Below are 15331 nucleotides of genomic sequence, written 5' to 3' on the forward strand. Positions count from 1 at the left end.
CAATAATTCGACTAATAATATCACTTTTCGAGAAAATTAAGATTTTCTTGGATAAGTGATATTTTATTTTTAAAGAAACTCAATTCTAGTATATTATTGATGAAAAAGCGAAGTTTGATAAAATTATAATAAATAAACTAAAACAGAGGTGTTATTTATGAAAAAAAATATTAACGTTGTTGGTGCAGTCATTTATTCAGAAAATAAAATCCTATGTGCACAACGTAATGAAAATATGAGTTTACCTCTAAAATGGGAATTTCCAGGTGGAAAAATAGAAAAGGGAGAAACAGAAGAAGAAGCTTTAATTAGAGAAATAAACGAAGAAATGAAATGCGATTTAACTGTAGAAAATAAAATAATAGCAGCTGAATATGAATATGACTTTGGGATTGTTAACCTTACAACTTATAAATGTACATTAAATAATGAAATGCCAACTTTAACAGAACATAAAGAAATAAAATGGTTAGAACCCGATGAACTTGCTAAATTAGATTGGGCGCCTGCTGATATCCCAACTGTAGAAATAATCGTTAAAGGTAAAAATTAATGGAAGACAAACTAATATTAAATCTAAATCAGTCCTTAAAAAAAGGATTTATTGATAAAAACCTGACAAATGAAAGTAATTTAACTCCTAAGTTACTTGTAAATAATAAAAATCAAAACGTGCTTACTTCTATTATTAATGAATTAGAAAAATGTTATTCTTTTTTTATATCTGTAGCATTTATAACAGAAAGTGGTTTGGCAAGTTTAAAAGCTATATTCAATGATTTAAATCATAAAGGGATCAAAGGTAAGTTAATCACTTCTAATTATTTAGGTTTTAATACACCTAAAATGTATAGAGAATTATTAAAACTAGAAAATATAGAAGTTCGATTAACTGATGTAGAAGGCTTTCACGCTAAAGGATACATATTTGACCATGAAGATTACTCTTCAATGATTATAGGAAGTTCCAACTTAACATCGACTGCTATGAAAATAAATTATGAACATAATATTTTATTATCTACTCATAAAAATGGAGAGTTAATTTATAATTTAAAAAATCAATTTGAAGTGCTTTGGGAAAATAGTATAAATCTAAATTCTCAATGGGTTAATGATTATGAAGAAACATTTGAGTCTAAATTATATAAAGATTTTCTGAAAATAAATAGAGAACAAAATCATCTGGTTAATCGTTTTAAAAAATCTAATGAAATCCAACCTAACATTATGCAAGAAGAAGCATTAATGTCTTTAAAAAAACTTAGAAATTCTGGAGAGAAGAAAGGATTAGTAATTTCAGCAACTGGAACAGGTAAAACGATTTTATGTGCCTTAGATGTTAGAAACTATAATCCTCAAAAATTTTTATTTATTGTTCATAATGAAGGTATTTTGAAAAAGGCAATGAAAGAATTTAAAAAAGTTTTTCCGTTTAATCAAGAAACAGATTTTGGTTTTTATACTGGTAAATATAAAGATATCGAATCAAAATATCTTTTTGCAACAATTCAAACATTGTCTAACAATAATAATTATGAGATTTTTGATAAAAAAGAATTTGATTATATTGTTTTTGATGAAGCTCATAGAACAGATGCGTCGACCTATCAGATTATAATGAATTATTTCCGACCTAATTTTATGCTTGGTATGACTGCTACACCTGAAAGAACTGATGAGGGAAATATTTTTGAGTTATTTGATAATAACGTTGCTTATGAAATTAGGCTACCTAAAGCTTTAGAAAGTGATATTTTATGTCCGTTTCATTATTTTGGAGTAACTGATTACATTCATAATGGTGTAACAAGTGATGATTATACTGAATTAAAAGATTTGACTTCAGATGAAAGAATAAAACATATTATTGAAAAAACAAATTATTATGGATACTCAGGTAGTCAGTTAAAAGGACTTATTTTTGTAAGTCGAAAAGAAGAAGCGATCGAAATAGCTGAAAAATTATCTCTTAATAATATTCCGAGTAAAGCTTTAATAGGTTCAGATACTCAGAATAAGAGAACAAAAGTAATAAATGAATTGATTAATGGAAAAATCAATTATATTGTCACTGTTAATTTATTTAATGAAGGAATAGACATTCCAGAAGTTAATCAAATAGTGATGCTAAGAAGTACTCAATCCAGCATTATATTTACTCAACAACTTGGAAGGGGCTTAAGAAAAAGTTCAGAAAAAGAGTTTGTAACGATTATCGACTTTATTGGAAATTATGAAAATAATTATTTAATTCCTATTGCTTTATCAGATAATCAATCTCATAACAAAGATGACTATCGAAAATTTCTGACTGAACCTAATAAATTAAGTGGTGTGTCAACTATTAACTTTGAGGAAATAGCTAAAAAGAAAATTTTCAAATCAATTGATCATGCTAATTTAAATAGTACTAAAATAATAAAAGAAGCATTTGAAAACGTAAAAGAAAGAATAGGTAGAAGACCTATGCTTATGGATTTCATTACTCAAAATTCTATTGATCCGAAAGTCATTATATCTAAATTTAATAATTATTATTTATTTTTGAAAAAGTATAATTATATTGGGGAAATTTTTAGGAAAGATGCTGTAAAAAATCTAACTTTTTTATCAAAAGAATTACTACCAGGCTTGAAAAAATCTGATTATGAAGTCTTAGAGAATATGATAAAAGGAAATGATTATTCGCTAAAATCTGAGGATGATATGAAAACTTCTTTAAATATTTTGTCGTTAAATTACTTTGGTAAAAATGAAAAAGAAAGGTATGGAAGTCCAATTGTAGATCCTAATACAAAAAGACTAAGTAAAACTTTTTCTGAATATCTTAAAGACGAAGATTATCGATCATTTGTTTTTGATATTTTAAATTTGGCAAAGTATTATAATGAAAAAATTCAAAATTCAGGGAATGACTTAATTTTATATAATCAATATACGCGCTTAGACTTTCTTAAATTAGTCAATTGGAGAAACGATAAAAAAAACATGGCAAATAATATATATGGATATAGAGTGCTTGATGGATATATACCATTATTTATTACTTATCATAAATCAGAAGATATAGATGATAGTATAAAATATGAAGATCATTTCTTAAATCAAGAAGAGTTGGCTTGGGTTTCAAGAAAAAACGTATCTTTAAAGAATAAAGAAATAAATCAAATTATTAATCATAAAGAGGACGGTAAGACAATATATATTTTTGTTAAGAAAAATGACTCTGAAGGCTCGCAGCATTATTACTTAGGAGAAGCTGAGTATATGAAAGGTAGCGCAAATGAGACAACTAATGTCACAGAAGATAAGATTGTAACTATGAATTTTATAATGAAAACTCCAATTAGGGATGATATTTATAGATATTTAGTAAATTAAATAGCGATTTATCGTTAGTTTTAATTAAATTAAATAAATTGAGTGAATATGTATTTAAACTTATTTTATCACTAAATATTTTTTAGAAAAGAAGCATAAGATTTAATGATTTTATGCTTCTTTTTTTAATTAATTAGCAAAGAATTTGAAGGAATTGAAATTTTTTCTATTCCCTAACATACTTGTCATTTAAATTCAACTTACATGTGAAAAAATGAACAAACAAATTTTTAAATTATTGAACTATTTGTGAAAATCATCACATATCCCTTTTAAAATAAAAAAAAGCGTGTATGATAAGAATTGTAAGGAATAAGTAATTGGAGTGATACTAATGAGAAAGGTAATAGAAGGCGTTATTTTTTCTGAAGAAGGTAGCTACGATATTTATTTAAAAACAGGCGTAAACCAAGGATTAATTAGTGATATAAAAGATGGATATATGACAATTGATTCAATGTCTTATTTAGATGCTGAACGTTTATACTTCTATGGTCTCGAACGTAAAACACTAGTTACAAATTAAAATACAGAATTGAATGACCTCCTATAACATTCATGAACGTATAATATCATGCCCTCGTTGGTGAGCAATCGAGGGCATACCCTAAATATACCCCCAATCATTTTTGGATAATGTGTTAAAACCCACATCTCACTTCCCTTGATGTGGGTTTTTTATTATAAAGATTTAAAGTTGTTCTTCACTTCGTTATATTGATACTCTTGATTATACAATTTGAACTTATAGCCATCTTCACTAGAAAAAGGCATTCGAATATTTAGAATGTGATCCATTCGTGCAATAAATTCTCTTTCTTGACGTGTGCGTTCTTTGACACTCATGTTTAACCATTCTTCTTTAGTAAATAAATCTTCGAAACGAAATGAAAAACTTGTGCGGCCTACTTTTTGACGTAATGCTTGAACTAATGGACTAAAATCTTTCGCAATCACAGACATATTCTATTCCCCTTTATTTATAGTAATATATATCTTCACTTTATTACGTTTACTTTTAAATTACAATCTATAAATGAGACTTTAAATTGATACAGACGTTTATTTATAGAGAATTATGGAAATTGAATGAATAAACAACAATAAAGGATGATGAATATGGCTAAATTAACAGATAAAGTTGCGATTATTACAGGTGCGAGTAGTGGAATTGGTGAAGCAACAGCCAAACGACTTGCTGAAGAAGGCGCTAAAGTTGTGCTAGCTGGTCGTAGTGATGAGAAGTTACAACGTGTTGCAGAACATTTGAATGAAGGAGACTACCTTATTACACCAACCAATGTGATGTATCGTGATGACGTTGATGCGCTCGTAGAAAATGCGATTGCTAAATTTGGAAAAGTCGATATCTTTGTCAATTGTGCAGGCATTAACTTATCTTCTAAAATCACAGATTACAAAGTAGACGATTGGGATAAAATGGTTGATACGAATATTAAAGGGTTATTATATGGTCTGAATGCCGTACTTCCTCATTTTGAAGAACAATCTAGTGGTCATATTGTCAATATGGCATCTATTTCAGGCTTTGAAGTTAATAAGACAAGTGCATTATACAGTGCAACGAAATCTGCTGTATTACGTATCGTAGAAGCTTTAGAAAAAGAGCTTGCGCGAACAGGCATTAAATCAACAAGTATTTTACCAGGAATGGTAGATACGCCTATGACAGAAGGATATGACTTTGGTGATAGAAAGAAATTAGATCCTGAGAATATAGCTGATGCGGTGATCTATGCAGTGACACAACCTGCACATGTGAATGTTAATGAAGTCATCGTTCGTCCAGTTTAAATCTAATGAGAATAAGAGCGTTTCTTGCCTATGGTAGGGAACGCTCCTTTTTTATCCGTCAATATGAGTGTTGAAATGTTACACTTATATTGAAAGATAATATAACTTAAAAGGGTGATAAAGTAATGGAACAACGTTTATTTGAATTGCTAGATGTATTAGTCAAATATAATACGGAGAGTCCTCCTGGACGTAATACGGATCCTTTACAAGATGAGATTGAGCACATATTAAAAACACTAAACTTTGATATTCAACGTGAACATTTATATGAAAATGATAGTGTTATCGTCGCAACATTAAAAGGGGAAGATGAGGATGCACCTAAATTAATTCTCAATGGTCATGTAGATGTGGCAAATGTGGACGATGATTCTAATTGGCAATATCCACCGTTTCAATTGACTGAAAAAGAGGGATGGCTATATGGTCGTGGTGTGAGTGATATGAAAGGCGGTATGGCCTCGCTGTTTTATGTGCTTGAAAAACTACATCAAGAAGGACGACGACCTAAAGGAGATATTGTCGTGCAATCTGTAGTAGGAGAAGAAGTGGGTGAAGCGGGAACAAAACGCGCATGTGAAATCGGTCCTCAAGCAGATTTAGCATTAGTATTAGATACAAGTGAAAATATGGCACTTGGACAAGGCGGGGTCATTACAGGGTGGATTACTGTTAAAAGTAAGAATACCATTCATGATGGCGCACGTAGTCAAACGATTCATGCTGGCGGAGGTTTATTTGGTGCGAGTGCAATTGAAAAAATGACTAAAATCATTCAAGCACTGAATGAACTTGAACAACACTGGGCAGTAATGAAACATAGTCCTGGGATGCCACCAGGTGCGAATACAATTAATCCAGCAGTTATTGAAGGGGGACGTCATCCTGCTTTTATTGCTGATGAATGTCGTTTATGGATTACGGTTCATTATTTACCGAATGAAAGTTATGACGACGTTACAAAAGAGATAGAAGCGTATTTAAATCGTGTTGCAGATGCAGACATTTGGTTGAGAGAGAACCCGTTACAGTTCGAATGGGGCGGTGAATCAATGATAGAAGATAAAGGAGAAATTTTCCCAAGTTTTACGATTCCATTAGAACATCCCGGCTTTAAACAATTACAAGATGCGCATTATCACGTTCATCATAGCGAAATGAAACATGGTATGAGTACCACAGTGACAGATGGAGGTTGGACAGCTCATTTTGATATTCCAACCATTTTATATGGTCCAGGTAGTTTAGAAGAAGCTCATAGTGTGGATGAAAAGATAGAAGCACAAGAACTTCAAACTTATAGTGATGTGTTATATACATTCTTAAAACACTGGTATGAACATCCTGAGAAATAAATTAAAAAGCCAAGTCGTGCTTATGAATGACACGACTTGGCTATTTTATAGTCATATTATTTTTTTAATGTTTTTCGAAGACGATTGACCCAGCTAGCTCTTCTTTTGGAAACGACGGGCATTCCTGAAGGCTGGGTTGTCTCCTTTTTTAGCTTTTTACCATATTTAACTGCTTCTTTCATCAAGTAAGCTTGTGAATTTAATGGTGATAAATCATTTTGAACGTAATGATAATCACCATATTGATCTTGATAACGTCCTTTTTGATTATCAGATAATTGTAAATTCATAAAGTCTACAAGACGTTTACCGATTTCTTTATCTTCTACAGGGAATAAGATTTCAACACGTTTAATCATGTTACGTGTCATTACGTCTGCAGATGATAAATAAATACGTTCGTCACCATTATTGTAGAAGTAGTAAATACGAGAGTGTTCTAATAGACGACCTACAATACTGACAACTTCAATATTTTCGCTGACCCCTGGAATGCCTGGTTTTAGGCAACAGATACCGCGAATAATGAGTTGAATTTTAACACCCGCTTGAGATGCTTCAAATAATTTTTCAATGATGGCCTTATCAGTTAAGGAGTTCATTTTCATCATAATTTTACCGTTACCATGTTGACGATGACTTGCAATTTCTTTATCAATGCGATCAATAAAGACGTCACGAATATCGAATGGTGCGACAATTAATTTATTATATTCAGGTTTAACTGAGTAACCACTTAAATAGTTAAAGAAATTAATGGCATCTTCAGCAATTAATTTATCTGTCGTAATCACACCCATATCTGTGTATAGTTTTGCAGTTTTATCGTTATAGTTACCTGTACCTAAGTGTACGAATGAAGTTAATTCGCCACCGATACGTTTAACGACAAGAGCAATTTTACTATGGGTTTTTAAATGGGTCATACCATAAATAACGTGACAACCTGCATCTTCTAACATACGTGCCCAATGAACGTTATTTTCTTCGTCGAAACGCGCTTTTAATTCTACAAGTACAGTCACTTGTTTACCATTTTCAGCCGCTTCTTTTAAGCTTTTAATAATGGGTGAATCTTTACTTACACGATAAAGCGTTTGTTTAATCGCAATCGTGTTAGGATCTTCAGCTGCTTCACGAATAAAGTCTACGATAGGCTCAAATGATTCGTATGGGTGATGGAAAAAGACATCACGTTTTAATGCAAGATCATACACATTATTGTTACCTAATGAACGTGGAATTTGTGGTGTATATTTATCATATGTTAAATATTTCAATTTATGGGATAGATGGTCAACTAAGCCAAAGATAAATGTTAAATCTAAAGGTCCATTAAGTAAGTAAACGTCTTGTTCATCCACTTCTAAAGTGTCTGTTAACCATCCTAAATCTTCGATAGACGCTGTACGATTGTCGACTTCTAAGCGTACAGCAGAACCACTTTTACGTTCTTTTAAGAAGCGTTCAATTTCGATAAGTAAGTCTTCAGCACCATCTTCATGAATCGTTAAATCAGCATTTCGAGTAATTCTAAATGTAAAGGTATTTAATACTTCATAGCCTGTAAATAAGTGATTAATGAAGTGTGTAATGACATCTTCTACCATGACTACATATTGTTTTGAACCTTCATTATAAGTTAAAAATCTAGGGATAAGAGATGGAATTTGAACAATCGCTGAGTTAATGGCATCATCTGTATCGATATCTACGAAGATATTTAGACTTTTATTATTTAGTTTTGGGAAAGGATGGTATGCATCTATACCAAGTGGTGTTAACGTTGGTAAAATCGTGAGTTTAAAATCTCTTTCTAACTTGCTTAAAATAGAGTCAGATAAGTTTTCTGGTTTACACATAACAATGTCATAATTGCGTAATTCTTCGATAAGTTCGTTATAGCGTTCATATTGTATATTGACATATTTTTTAGCTTTTTCTTGAATCGCATCTACTTGTTCTTGTGGTGTCATTTGTGTTTTGTTTTCAGGTTTATCGAATCCCATTTTTACTTGGTCTTTTAAACCAGCCACACGCACCATAAAGAATTCATCTAAGTTCGAACTAAAGATAGATACGAAATTTAATTTTTCTAATAGTGGATTGTTGTTATCATAAGCTTCTTGTAATACACGATAGTTGAAATCTAACCAACTGAGTTCGCGATTATTATAGTACTTCGGCAAGCTAATATCATAGTCTCCCAATTGAGTTTGCATATTCAAAATACACCTCGTCATTTCTTCGATTATCAATCTTTCTATTTGTAAAAATATATAGTCTATGACAGAACTATCTACCTATAATATAGCATACAAATTTTAAGATTTTGTAAAGACAATGGATACTGATCCTTTAAGAATCTTTTCGATATGCTTTTTCTGTCTTAATGCTTGATATTTCTCAGCAATCGGTTCACCTTCAGTATAATGTACGGTCAGTTCATAATCGTCATTGCCTTTTTTCGTTTCTTTTAAACTCACGTCTTGAACAAAGCTAGTTTGTGAAATATTTAAAGCATTCACAAATTTAATAATGCCACCTAGTGCTTGAATTGTTTCAATTTCCTTATTACTGAACCAATCTGTTTCTTTACAATAGAAATTAAGTAAAGATTTATTTTTAAAACTTGCTAAAAGGGCGAGTTTAACGCGATCTTTATGTGTATAACCATTAATCATTGAGTTCGCGATAATATAATACGTATGTGGAGAACTTGAATCTGAATCAATAAATCTACCTAAATAATAAATATAGGTCGCTTCTTCAAAGAGACGTTGCTCTGTGTCATTAATCTTTAAATCACCTAAATCAAGTAATTGTTTTAATAAAGATTGTGCTAATTTTAGACGACCTTGTGAGCTATGTTCTTCGATGTGATAATCATGGGCTAAGAAATAAATCGATTCTTTACGCACATTATTTTTGTCAAATACATCTGGATAGCGTGAGCGAATTTGTTTAATAATATAACCTTCACGTAAGCCATTTCTTGAAAATGTGAATTGCTTCGCATCTATTTTTTTATAAAGTGTCTTAAATACTGACACCGCTGGAAGAATAATATCTGCACGATCGCGACTTAATCCATCTAGGTTATTTAACTCATCACGTGAACTTTTACGTATAACGTTGTACACTTCATCAATATCTTTATCTGACATTGTATAATTGTGTACACCACTTATAGGATAAGCGTGTTCGGATTGATGAATACGTGCTACGTTACGTGCAGAACCACCGACGCCGACTAATGCAACATCTTGATCTTTAAGCCAATCTAATGTACTAAATTGTTGAGATAGAAATTTCTCCATATCTTTGATCGCGCCTTTATCATTGTGATCTTTGCCATCAAAGAATTTATGTTTTAATGTTACTACACCGAAAGGAAAACTGTGTGATTCAAATAATTCTTTATCCTTAAATAAAGTAACTTCAGTTGAACCGCCACCGATGTCTACAGATACGCCATTTTCAATTTCCGTAGTATGAGTAATAGCATAATAACCATAATATGCTTCGTCTTTTTCAGGGATAATTGAAATTTCAATATCAAGTTCATCTTTTACTTTTTTAACAATGTCATCCTTATTCTCAGATTGACGAATTGCTGCTGTTGCGATAGGATGTAATTCTTTTACGTTAAATTTTTCAGATACAGATTTAAAACTGCGTAATGCTTCAATGAGTACTTTAATACCTTCTTGACTCATTTTATTTTCTTTTGTCAAATATTGACTCAAGCGAGCAGGCGTTTTAATGTTGAGCAATTCATTTAATCCTGCCTCTTTGCTAAATTTAAAGATAACTAATCTAATCGTATTCGAGCCAATATCTATTAATCCTATACGTTCTTCCATCATGGCCTCCTAAGTCTTTCAATACTTCCTATTATAGTTTTATTTTACATGAATTTTATTAATAGAAAAAGATACGAATCATATTTACATTTCTTTGGATATAGAAAAGAATTCAAATGTAAAACGATTTCATTTTTAGTATCACGTTTAATCTAAACTGTTTAGTGGAAGAATAAGGTTGTATTAGAAAACATGTTCACTAGGAGTGTGACAAGATGAGACGTTTAGAAAATAAAATTGCAGTCATCACAGGTGCAAGTACAGGTATTGGACAAGCATCGGCAAAAGTGTTAGCGCAAGAAGGAGCACATGTCTTAGCACTTGATATTTCAGATGAATTAGAAAAAACTGTAGATGACATTAATCAAGAGGGCGGTAAAGCGACAGCTTATAAAGTTGATATCTCTCAAGATCAACAAGTGAAAGATTTTGCTGAGAAAGTTAAACAAGACTATGGTCACATTGACATTATCTTCAACAATGCAGGTGTAGATAATGGGGCAGGACGTATTCATGAATATCCAGTTGAAGTATTTGATAAAATTATGTCTGTCGATATGAGAGGTACATTCTTAGTAACGAAATTCTTATTACCATTAATGTTGGATAATGGAGGTTCAATCATTAATACAGCTTCATTCTCAGGACAAGCAGCAGACTTGTATCGTTCTGGTTATAATGCTGCTAAAGGTGGCGTCATTAATTTCACTAAATCGATTGCGATTGAATATGGACGTGAAAATATTCGTGCGAACGCGATTGCACCAGGTACCATTGAAACACCGCTTGTAGATCATTTAGCTGGTACATCTGAAGATGAAGCGGGTAAAACATTCCGCGATAATCAGAAATGGGTCACTCCACTTGGTCGTTTAGGACAACCTGAAGAAGTAGGTAAATTGGTTGCTTTCCTAGCATCAGATGATAGTTCATTTATTACAGGTGAAACGATTCGTATTGATGGTGGTGTGATGGCATACACTTGGCCTGGTGAAATGTTAAGTGAAGATAAATGGAAACATTCTGTAGAATAAATCATAATAGATATATTAGCGTTTAAGTGTGAGAGATGGCTTCAATGTGAAGCTGTCTCTTGCTTTTTATGTATTTAGATAAATTACCATATTTTATAAAAATGTTATAATGTTGTTGTCGTCTTTCCCTTAGACGGTCGTACGTTTAAAGGGGGTGAAGTTATGACGTTAATATTTGTACTCGTTATCGCACCTATATTAAATAGGTGGCTCAATATATTGTTTGATTATTGGTTTGAACAATATAAGAATAAAAAAGACGGCAGATAATCCAATACACAAAGAACCCCTAGTCTAGGGCAATAGACTAGGGGTTCGTATCGTTATGACGTTAATACTCGTTAATGTGATATTAACATAAGTAGATGTAATATTTCAATATTCAAATTACCATTTGATTTGATTGTACGTTTGGTCATTTAAAGAACGTACAATTTCAGTGATTAATCGTACTGAATTTTCATAATCATCTGTATGGAGAACAGATACATTTGAGTGCATATAGCGTAATGCTACACCAATGGCAATTGTTGGAATACCATCGTTAGCAACATGGATACTACCAGCATCTGTACCACCGCGTGGTGTTGTATCCCATTGAACCGTAATATAATGTTTTTTTGCCACTTCTTTAATATGTTGACGTAAGCCTTGATGTGCCACATTTGAAGCATCCATTAAAATAATGACTGGACCGTCACCAATGGCTGTATCACTACCATATTGTGCCATTCCAGGTGTATCGTATGCGACCGCAACGTCGACTGCGATAGCTAAATCGGGGTTGATTTTATTTGCTGCGACTTTAGCGCCACGTAAACCAACTTCTTCTTGTACAGTACCACCTGCATATAAATTAATACCAATCGATTCATCTTTAAGATTGTTAAGTACGTCAATAGCCAGTGCACAACCGTATCGATTATCAAATGCTTTGGCAGTTAAATATTTACCATTTGCAAGTTGTTCAAACTCACTATAAGGTGTAATCATATTTCCAATTTCAATACCGTATTGTTCAGCATCTGCTTTACTTCTAACACCAATATCAATAAACATGTCTTTGATATCGATAGACTTTTTGCGTGCGTCTGGTTCGAGTACATGTGGAGGTTTAGAACCAATGATACCTCGTATCTCTTTACCATCGTCAGTCGTGATGGTTACTTTTTGAGATAACATCACTTGGCTCCACCAACCGCCAATAGGTTGAAATTTAATAAACCCATTATTGTCAATTTTAGTAACGATGAATCCAATTTCATCTAAATGACCAGCTAACATTAATGATTTAGATCCCGTTTTACTTTCCCTTTTACCAAAGATACCACCCAAACCATCTTCGATAATCTCATCACTAATCGGTGTTAAATAGTCTCGCATTTTTTCTTTAACTTGGTATTCATAACCAGCGATACCATTAACATCTGTTAATGTTTTTAGTAATTCGATAGATTCTTTCATACATTGAGTCCTCCTAAAATGTTGTTAAGTGTATTGTAGCATGGATAAAATGAATTTTATGAACAATAGTTTATCATATCTATGCAAATTAAATGTATCCCATTCATAGTTGGTAAGTGATATAATTTGTTTAAAATTAAAGATGGGGAAGTAGATGAGCATAATGAAAAAAGTCTTAACATTATTTGTGTTGTCAGTGTTAAGTGTTTGTATATTAGGGGCTTGTAGTCAATCACGTTCAAAAACATACGAAGGTGATATTGATGGTAAGCATGTTCTTACAACATTAACTTATAAAAAAAATAAAGTGATTAAACAATCAACTGTCAGTACTTTAAAATATGATGATCTGGGAATGTCTAAACAAGAAGGTGAAAAATCTTTTAAAGACTATCGTCCATTAAAAGGGGAAAAGGGCGTAACATATACGCTAAGTAGTAGGCATCAAAAAATAGTTGAAAACATAGATATTGATTATAACAAAGTAAACTTAAAAGACGTTAGTCGTTACTTTGCATTAGCACATTATTCTAAAAACTATAAAAAAGTGACAATGGATGGTACGGTCAAAGAACTTAAAAAAATTGGATTCAAGAAAAAAAGCAATATGAATGAAGAATAATAAAAAAGTGAGACAACCTTTCGATGATATAGATTGTCTCACTTTTTTGTTGACTATTGAATAAGTTTTAATTTATAACTTGCGATATCTTCAATATGTCCATTTTTTCTTTTAATCACAATATGATCTTCTGTAATTTCATTTGGACTTTTAACACCTACTGCAGCTGCAACATTAAATAATCCCTCGTGTAAACTCGTCACATAGTTTGTGACACGATATTGCTTTTCTTCAACAATTAAAGCCTTTTCTTTTTTAGGATCCGTTGTTGCGACGCCAACTGGGCAAGTATTTAAATGACATTGTTGGCTCATAATGCAACCAATGCTGATCATCATACCTCTTGCAATATTACATAAATCAGCACCAAGTCCAAGTGCAATGGCTATTTTATCTGGTGTAATAAGTTTTCCAGATGCGAATATCTTCATATATTTGCGTGCATCATAACGTTCTAAAACACCAGTAACGATTGGAAGGGCAGTAAAAAGTGGGAGGCCAACACCATCTTGTAATTCTTGGAAAGTTGCCCCTGTTCCACCTTCACCACCATCAACAGTAATAAAGTTTGGATAAATATCTAGGTTAATCATTTCTTGAACAAGGGCTTCAACTTCATCAACTCTGCTTACCACAATTTTAAAGCCCACAGGTTTCTGACCGAGTTTTTGCAACTTAGCTACAAATTCTAATAACTCTTTTGGATTATTAATGAAATCGAAGCGGTTAGGTGAGTTGATTGTCTTATAGGGTTCGATATTACGAATTTTAGCAATTTCTTCTGTAACTTTATTGCCCTCCATATGACCACCACGTGTCTTAGCACCTTGTGCAAGCTTAATTTCAAATGCTTTAACTTCTTTATGGTTTGCCACATTTAAGAAAGCTTCTTCACTAAAACCACCGTCTTTATCTCTCACGCCGAATAAACCTGGTCCAATTTGATAAATAATATCGCAGCCACCTTTAAGATGATATTCAGATAATCCACCTTCCCCTGTATTCATCCATGTGCCAGCACGTGCAAGTCCTTGAGATAATGCAGTAATCGCGCGCCCACCTAATGAGCCATAACTCATACCAGATTGGCCTACTAAACGTTTGACTTTAAAGGGATGTGCTAATTCTTCGCCTATAATAACTGCATGATCATCTGATAAATAATAAGGATCGATGTGTTTATTCTCACGATGTTCTTCACGCTTAAACAATCGTTCATTATCGATTGAATAAATAAATGTTGAAATCATTGAATGGTTATCAATTTGAAGTTCTGACTTTTGTAATGGAAACATAGCGTTTCGAATATAAAAGCCTTCTTCATAGTTTTTTTCTGTACCAAAACTAGTCATTCTTGAATGATATTTACCTGCTAAAACGATATCAGTATATTGATTTCTTGAAAATGGTTTTCCTTCGGTATCATTTGCAAATAAATATTGACGTAATTCTGGTCCTATTTTCTCTGAAAAGTAACGTACTCTGCCTAATACAGGAAAGTTACGTAACACACTATGTTGTTCTTGTCTTTTATCTTTGAATAAAAGATATAACCCAACCATTAATATAGAAAGTAACACCATAATAATAAGAATATTAACTATAAATTGCATGACAGTAAGTAAAGTTGTCATGCCCATCCCCCCTCAATTCTCTTTATACTGTAAATCTTACATCAAAAAATTTTATTTACAAATATAAATAAATAGATTTAATATTTATCTTTAAATATCAAATTGTGGAAAAGTTAGAATCTCTTATGACAATAATGTTTTTAAATGATAAAGT

12 protein-coding genes are annotated in these 15331 nt (G+C 32.0%); 7 read left to right on the top strand and 5 right to left on the bottom strand.

The features are described from left to right. The first annotated feature begins 157 nt into the window (after window positions 1-157). From NSU06_RS02065 to NSU06_RS02075, 3 genes are all read left to right on the top strand, one after another. Window positions 158-553 (top strand): (deoxy)nucleoside triphosphate pyrophosphohydrolase, encoded by a 396-nt coding sequence (locus NSU06_RS02065; RefSeq protein WP_048762213.1) that lies wholly within the window; start codon window positions 158-160, stop codon window positions 551-553. Then, window positions 553-3384: a DEAD/DEAH box helicase gene (locus tag NSU06_RS02070; RefSeq protein WP_048762211.1), complete on the top strand. Its 2832-nt coding sequence runs from the start codon at window positions 553-555 to the stop codon at window positions 3382-3384. Before NSU06_RS02065 ends, NSU06_RS02070 begins: the two co-directional genes overlap by 1 nt. 334 nt (window positions 3385-3718) lie before the next feature. Then, window positions 3719-3910 (top strand): hypothetical protein, encoded by a 192-nt coding sequence (locus tag NSU06_RS02075; protein ID WP_002448449.1) that lies wholly within the window; start codon window positions 3719-3721, stop codon window positions 3908-3910. A 155-nt stretch (window positions 3911-4065) separates the two neighbouring features. Here NSU06_RS02075 and NSU06_RS02080 read toward each other — a convergent pair whose 3' ends face one another. Beyond that, window positions 4066-4347, bottom strand: coding sequence for a DUF1413 domain-containing protein (locus tag NSU06_RS02080; protein ID WP_019834993.1), 282 nt, complete (start codon window positions 4345-4347; stop codon window positions 4066-4068). Between the two features lie 156 nt (window positions 4348-4503). On the opposite strand from NSU06_RS02080, the gene NSU06_RS02085 reads away from it, so the two are divergent. Both NSU06_RS02085 and NSU06_RS02090 read left to right on the top strand, forming a co-directional pair. Further along, window positions 4504-5199, top strand: a complete 696-nt coding sequence (locus NSU06_RS02085) for an SDR family oxidoreductase (RefSeq protein WP_019834994.1) — start codon at window positions 4504-4506, stop codon at window positions 5197-5199. Between the two features lie 125 nt (window positions 5200-5324). Continuing rightward, window positions 5325-6557, top strand: coding sequence for an acetylornithine deacetylase (locus tag NSU06_RS02090; RefSeq protein WP_048762209.1), 1233 nt, complete (start codon window positions 5325-5327; stop codon window positions 6555-6557). A gap of 56 nt (window positions 6558-6613) precedes the next feature. Here the strand turns inward: NSU06_RS02090 and NSU06_RS02095 are convergent, their stop codons facing one another. Further along, window positions 6614-8779 carry an RNA degradosome polyphosphate kinase gene (locus NSU06_RS02095; RefSeq protein ID WP_048762207.1) on the bottom strand — a complete coding sequence of 722 codons (2166 nt, stop codon included), beginning with the start codon at window positions 8777-8779 and terminating at the stop codon, window positions 6614-6616. Between the two features lie 102 nt (window positions 8780-8881). Further along, complete coding sequence (gene ppx, locus NSU06_RS02100) at window positions 8882-10423, bottom strand: exopolyphosphatase (RefSeq protein WP_048762206.1); 1542 nt, start codon at window positions 10421-10423, stop codon at window positions 8882-8884. Between the two features lie 215 nt (window positions 10424-10638). On the opposite strand from ppx, the gene NSU06_RS02105 reads away from it, so the two are divergent. Beyond that, complete coding sequence (locus tag NSU06_RS02105) at window positions 10639-11457, top strand: SDR family oxidoreductase (protein ID WP_017175010.1); 819 nt, start codon at window positions 10639-10641, stop codon at window positions 11455-11457. A gap of 387 nt (window positions 11458-11844) precedes the next feature. On the opposite strand, the gene NSU06_RS02110 is transcribed toward NSU06_RS02105, so the two are convergent. Continuing rightward, entirely contained in the window at window positions 11845-12921 is a 1077-nt protein-coding gene (locus tag NSU06_RS02110; RefSeq protein ID WP_064207332.1) for a M42 family metallopeptidase, read from the bottom strand. A gap of 163 nt (window positions 12922-13084) precedes the next feature. Here NSU06_RS02110 and NSU06_RS02115 point away from each other — a divergent pair, with 163 nt between their 5' ends. Further along, entirely contained in the window at window positions 13085-13543 is a 459-nt protein-coding gene (locus tag NSU06_RS02115) for a DUF1307 domain-containing protein (RefSeq protein ID WP_445684197.1), read from the top strand. Between the two features lie 53 nt (window positions 13544-13596). Here the strand turns inward: NSU06_RS02115 and NSU06_RS02120 are convergent, their stop codons facing one another. Next, entirely contained in the window at window positions 13597-15177 is a 1581-nt protein-coding gene (locus NSU06_RS02120) for an FMN-binding glutamate synthase family protein (protein WP_048762202.1), read from the bottom strand. Window positions 15178-15331: the final 154 nt, after the last annotated feature.

This window comes from Staphylococcus sp. FSL W8-1270, assembly GCF_038007165.1.
Classification (GTDB): domain Bacteria; phylum Bacillota; class Bacilli; order Staphylococcales; family Staphylococcaceae; genus Staphylococcus; species Staphylococcus hominis.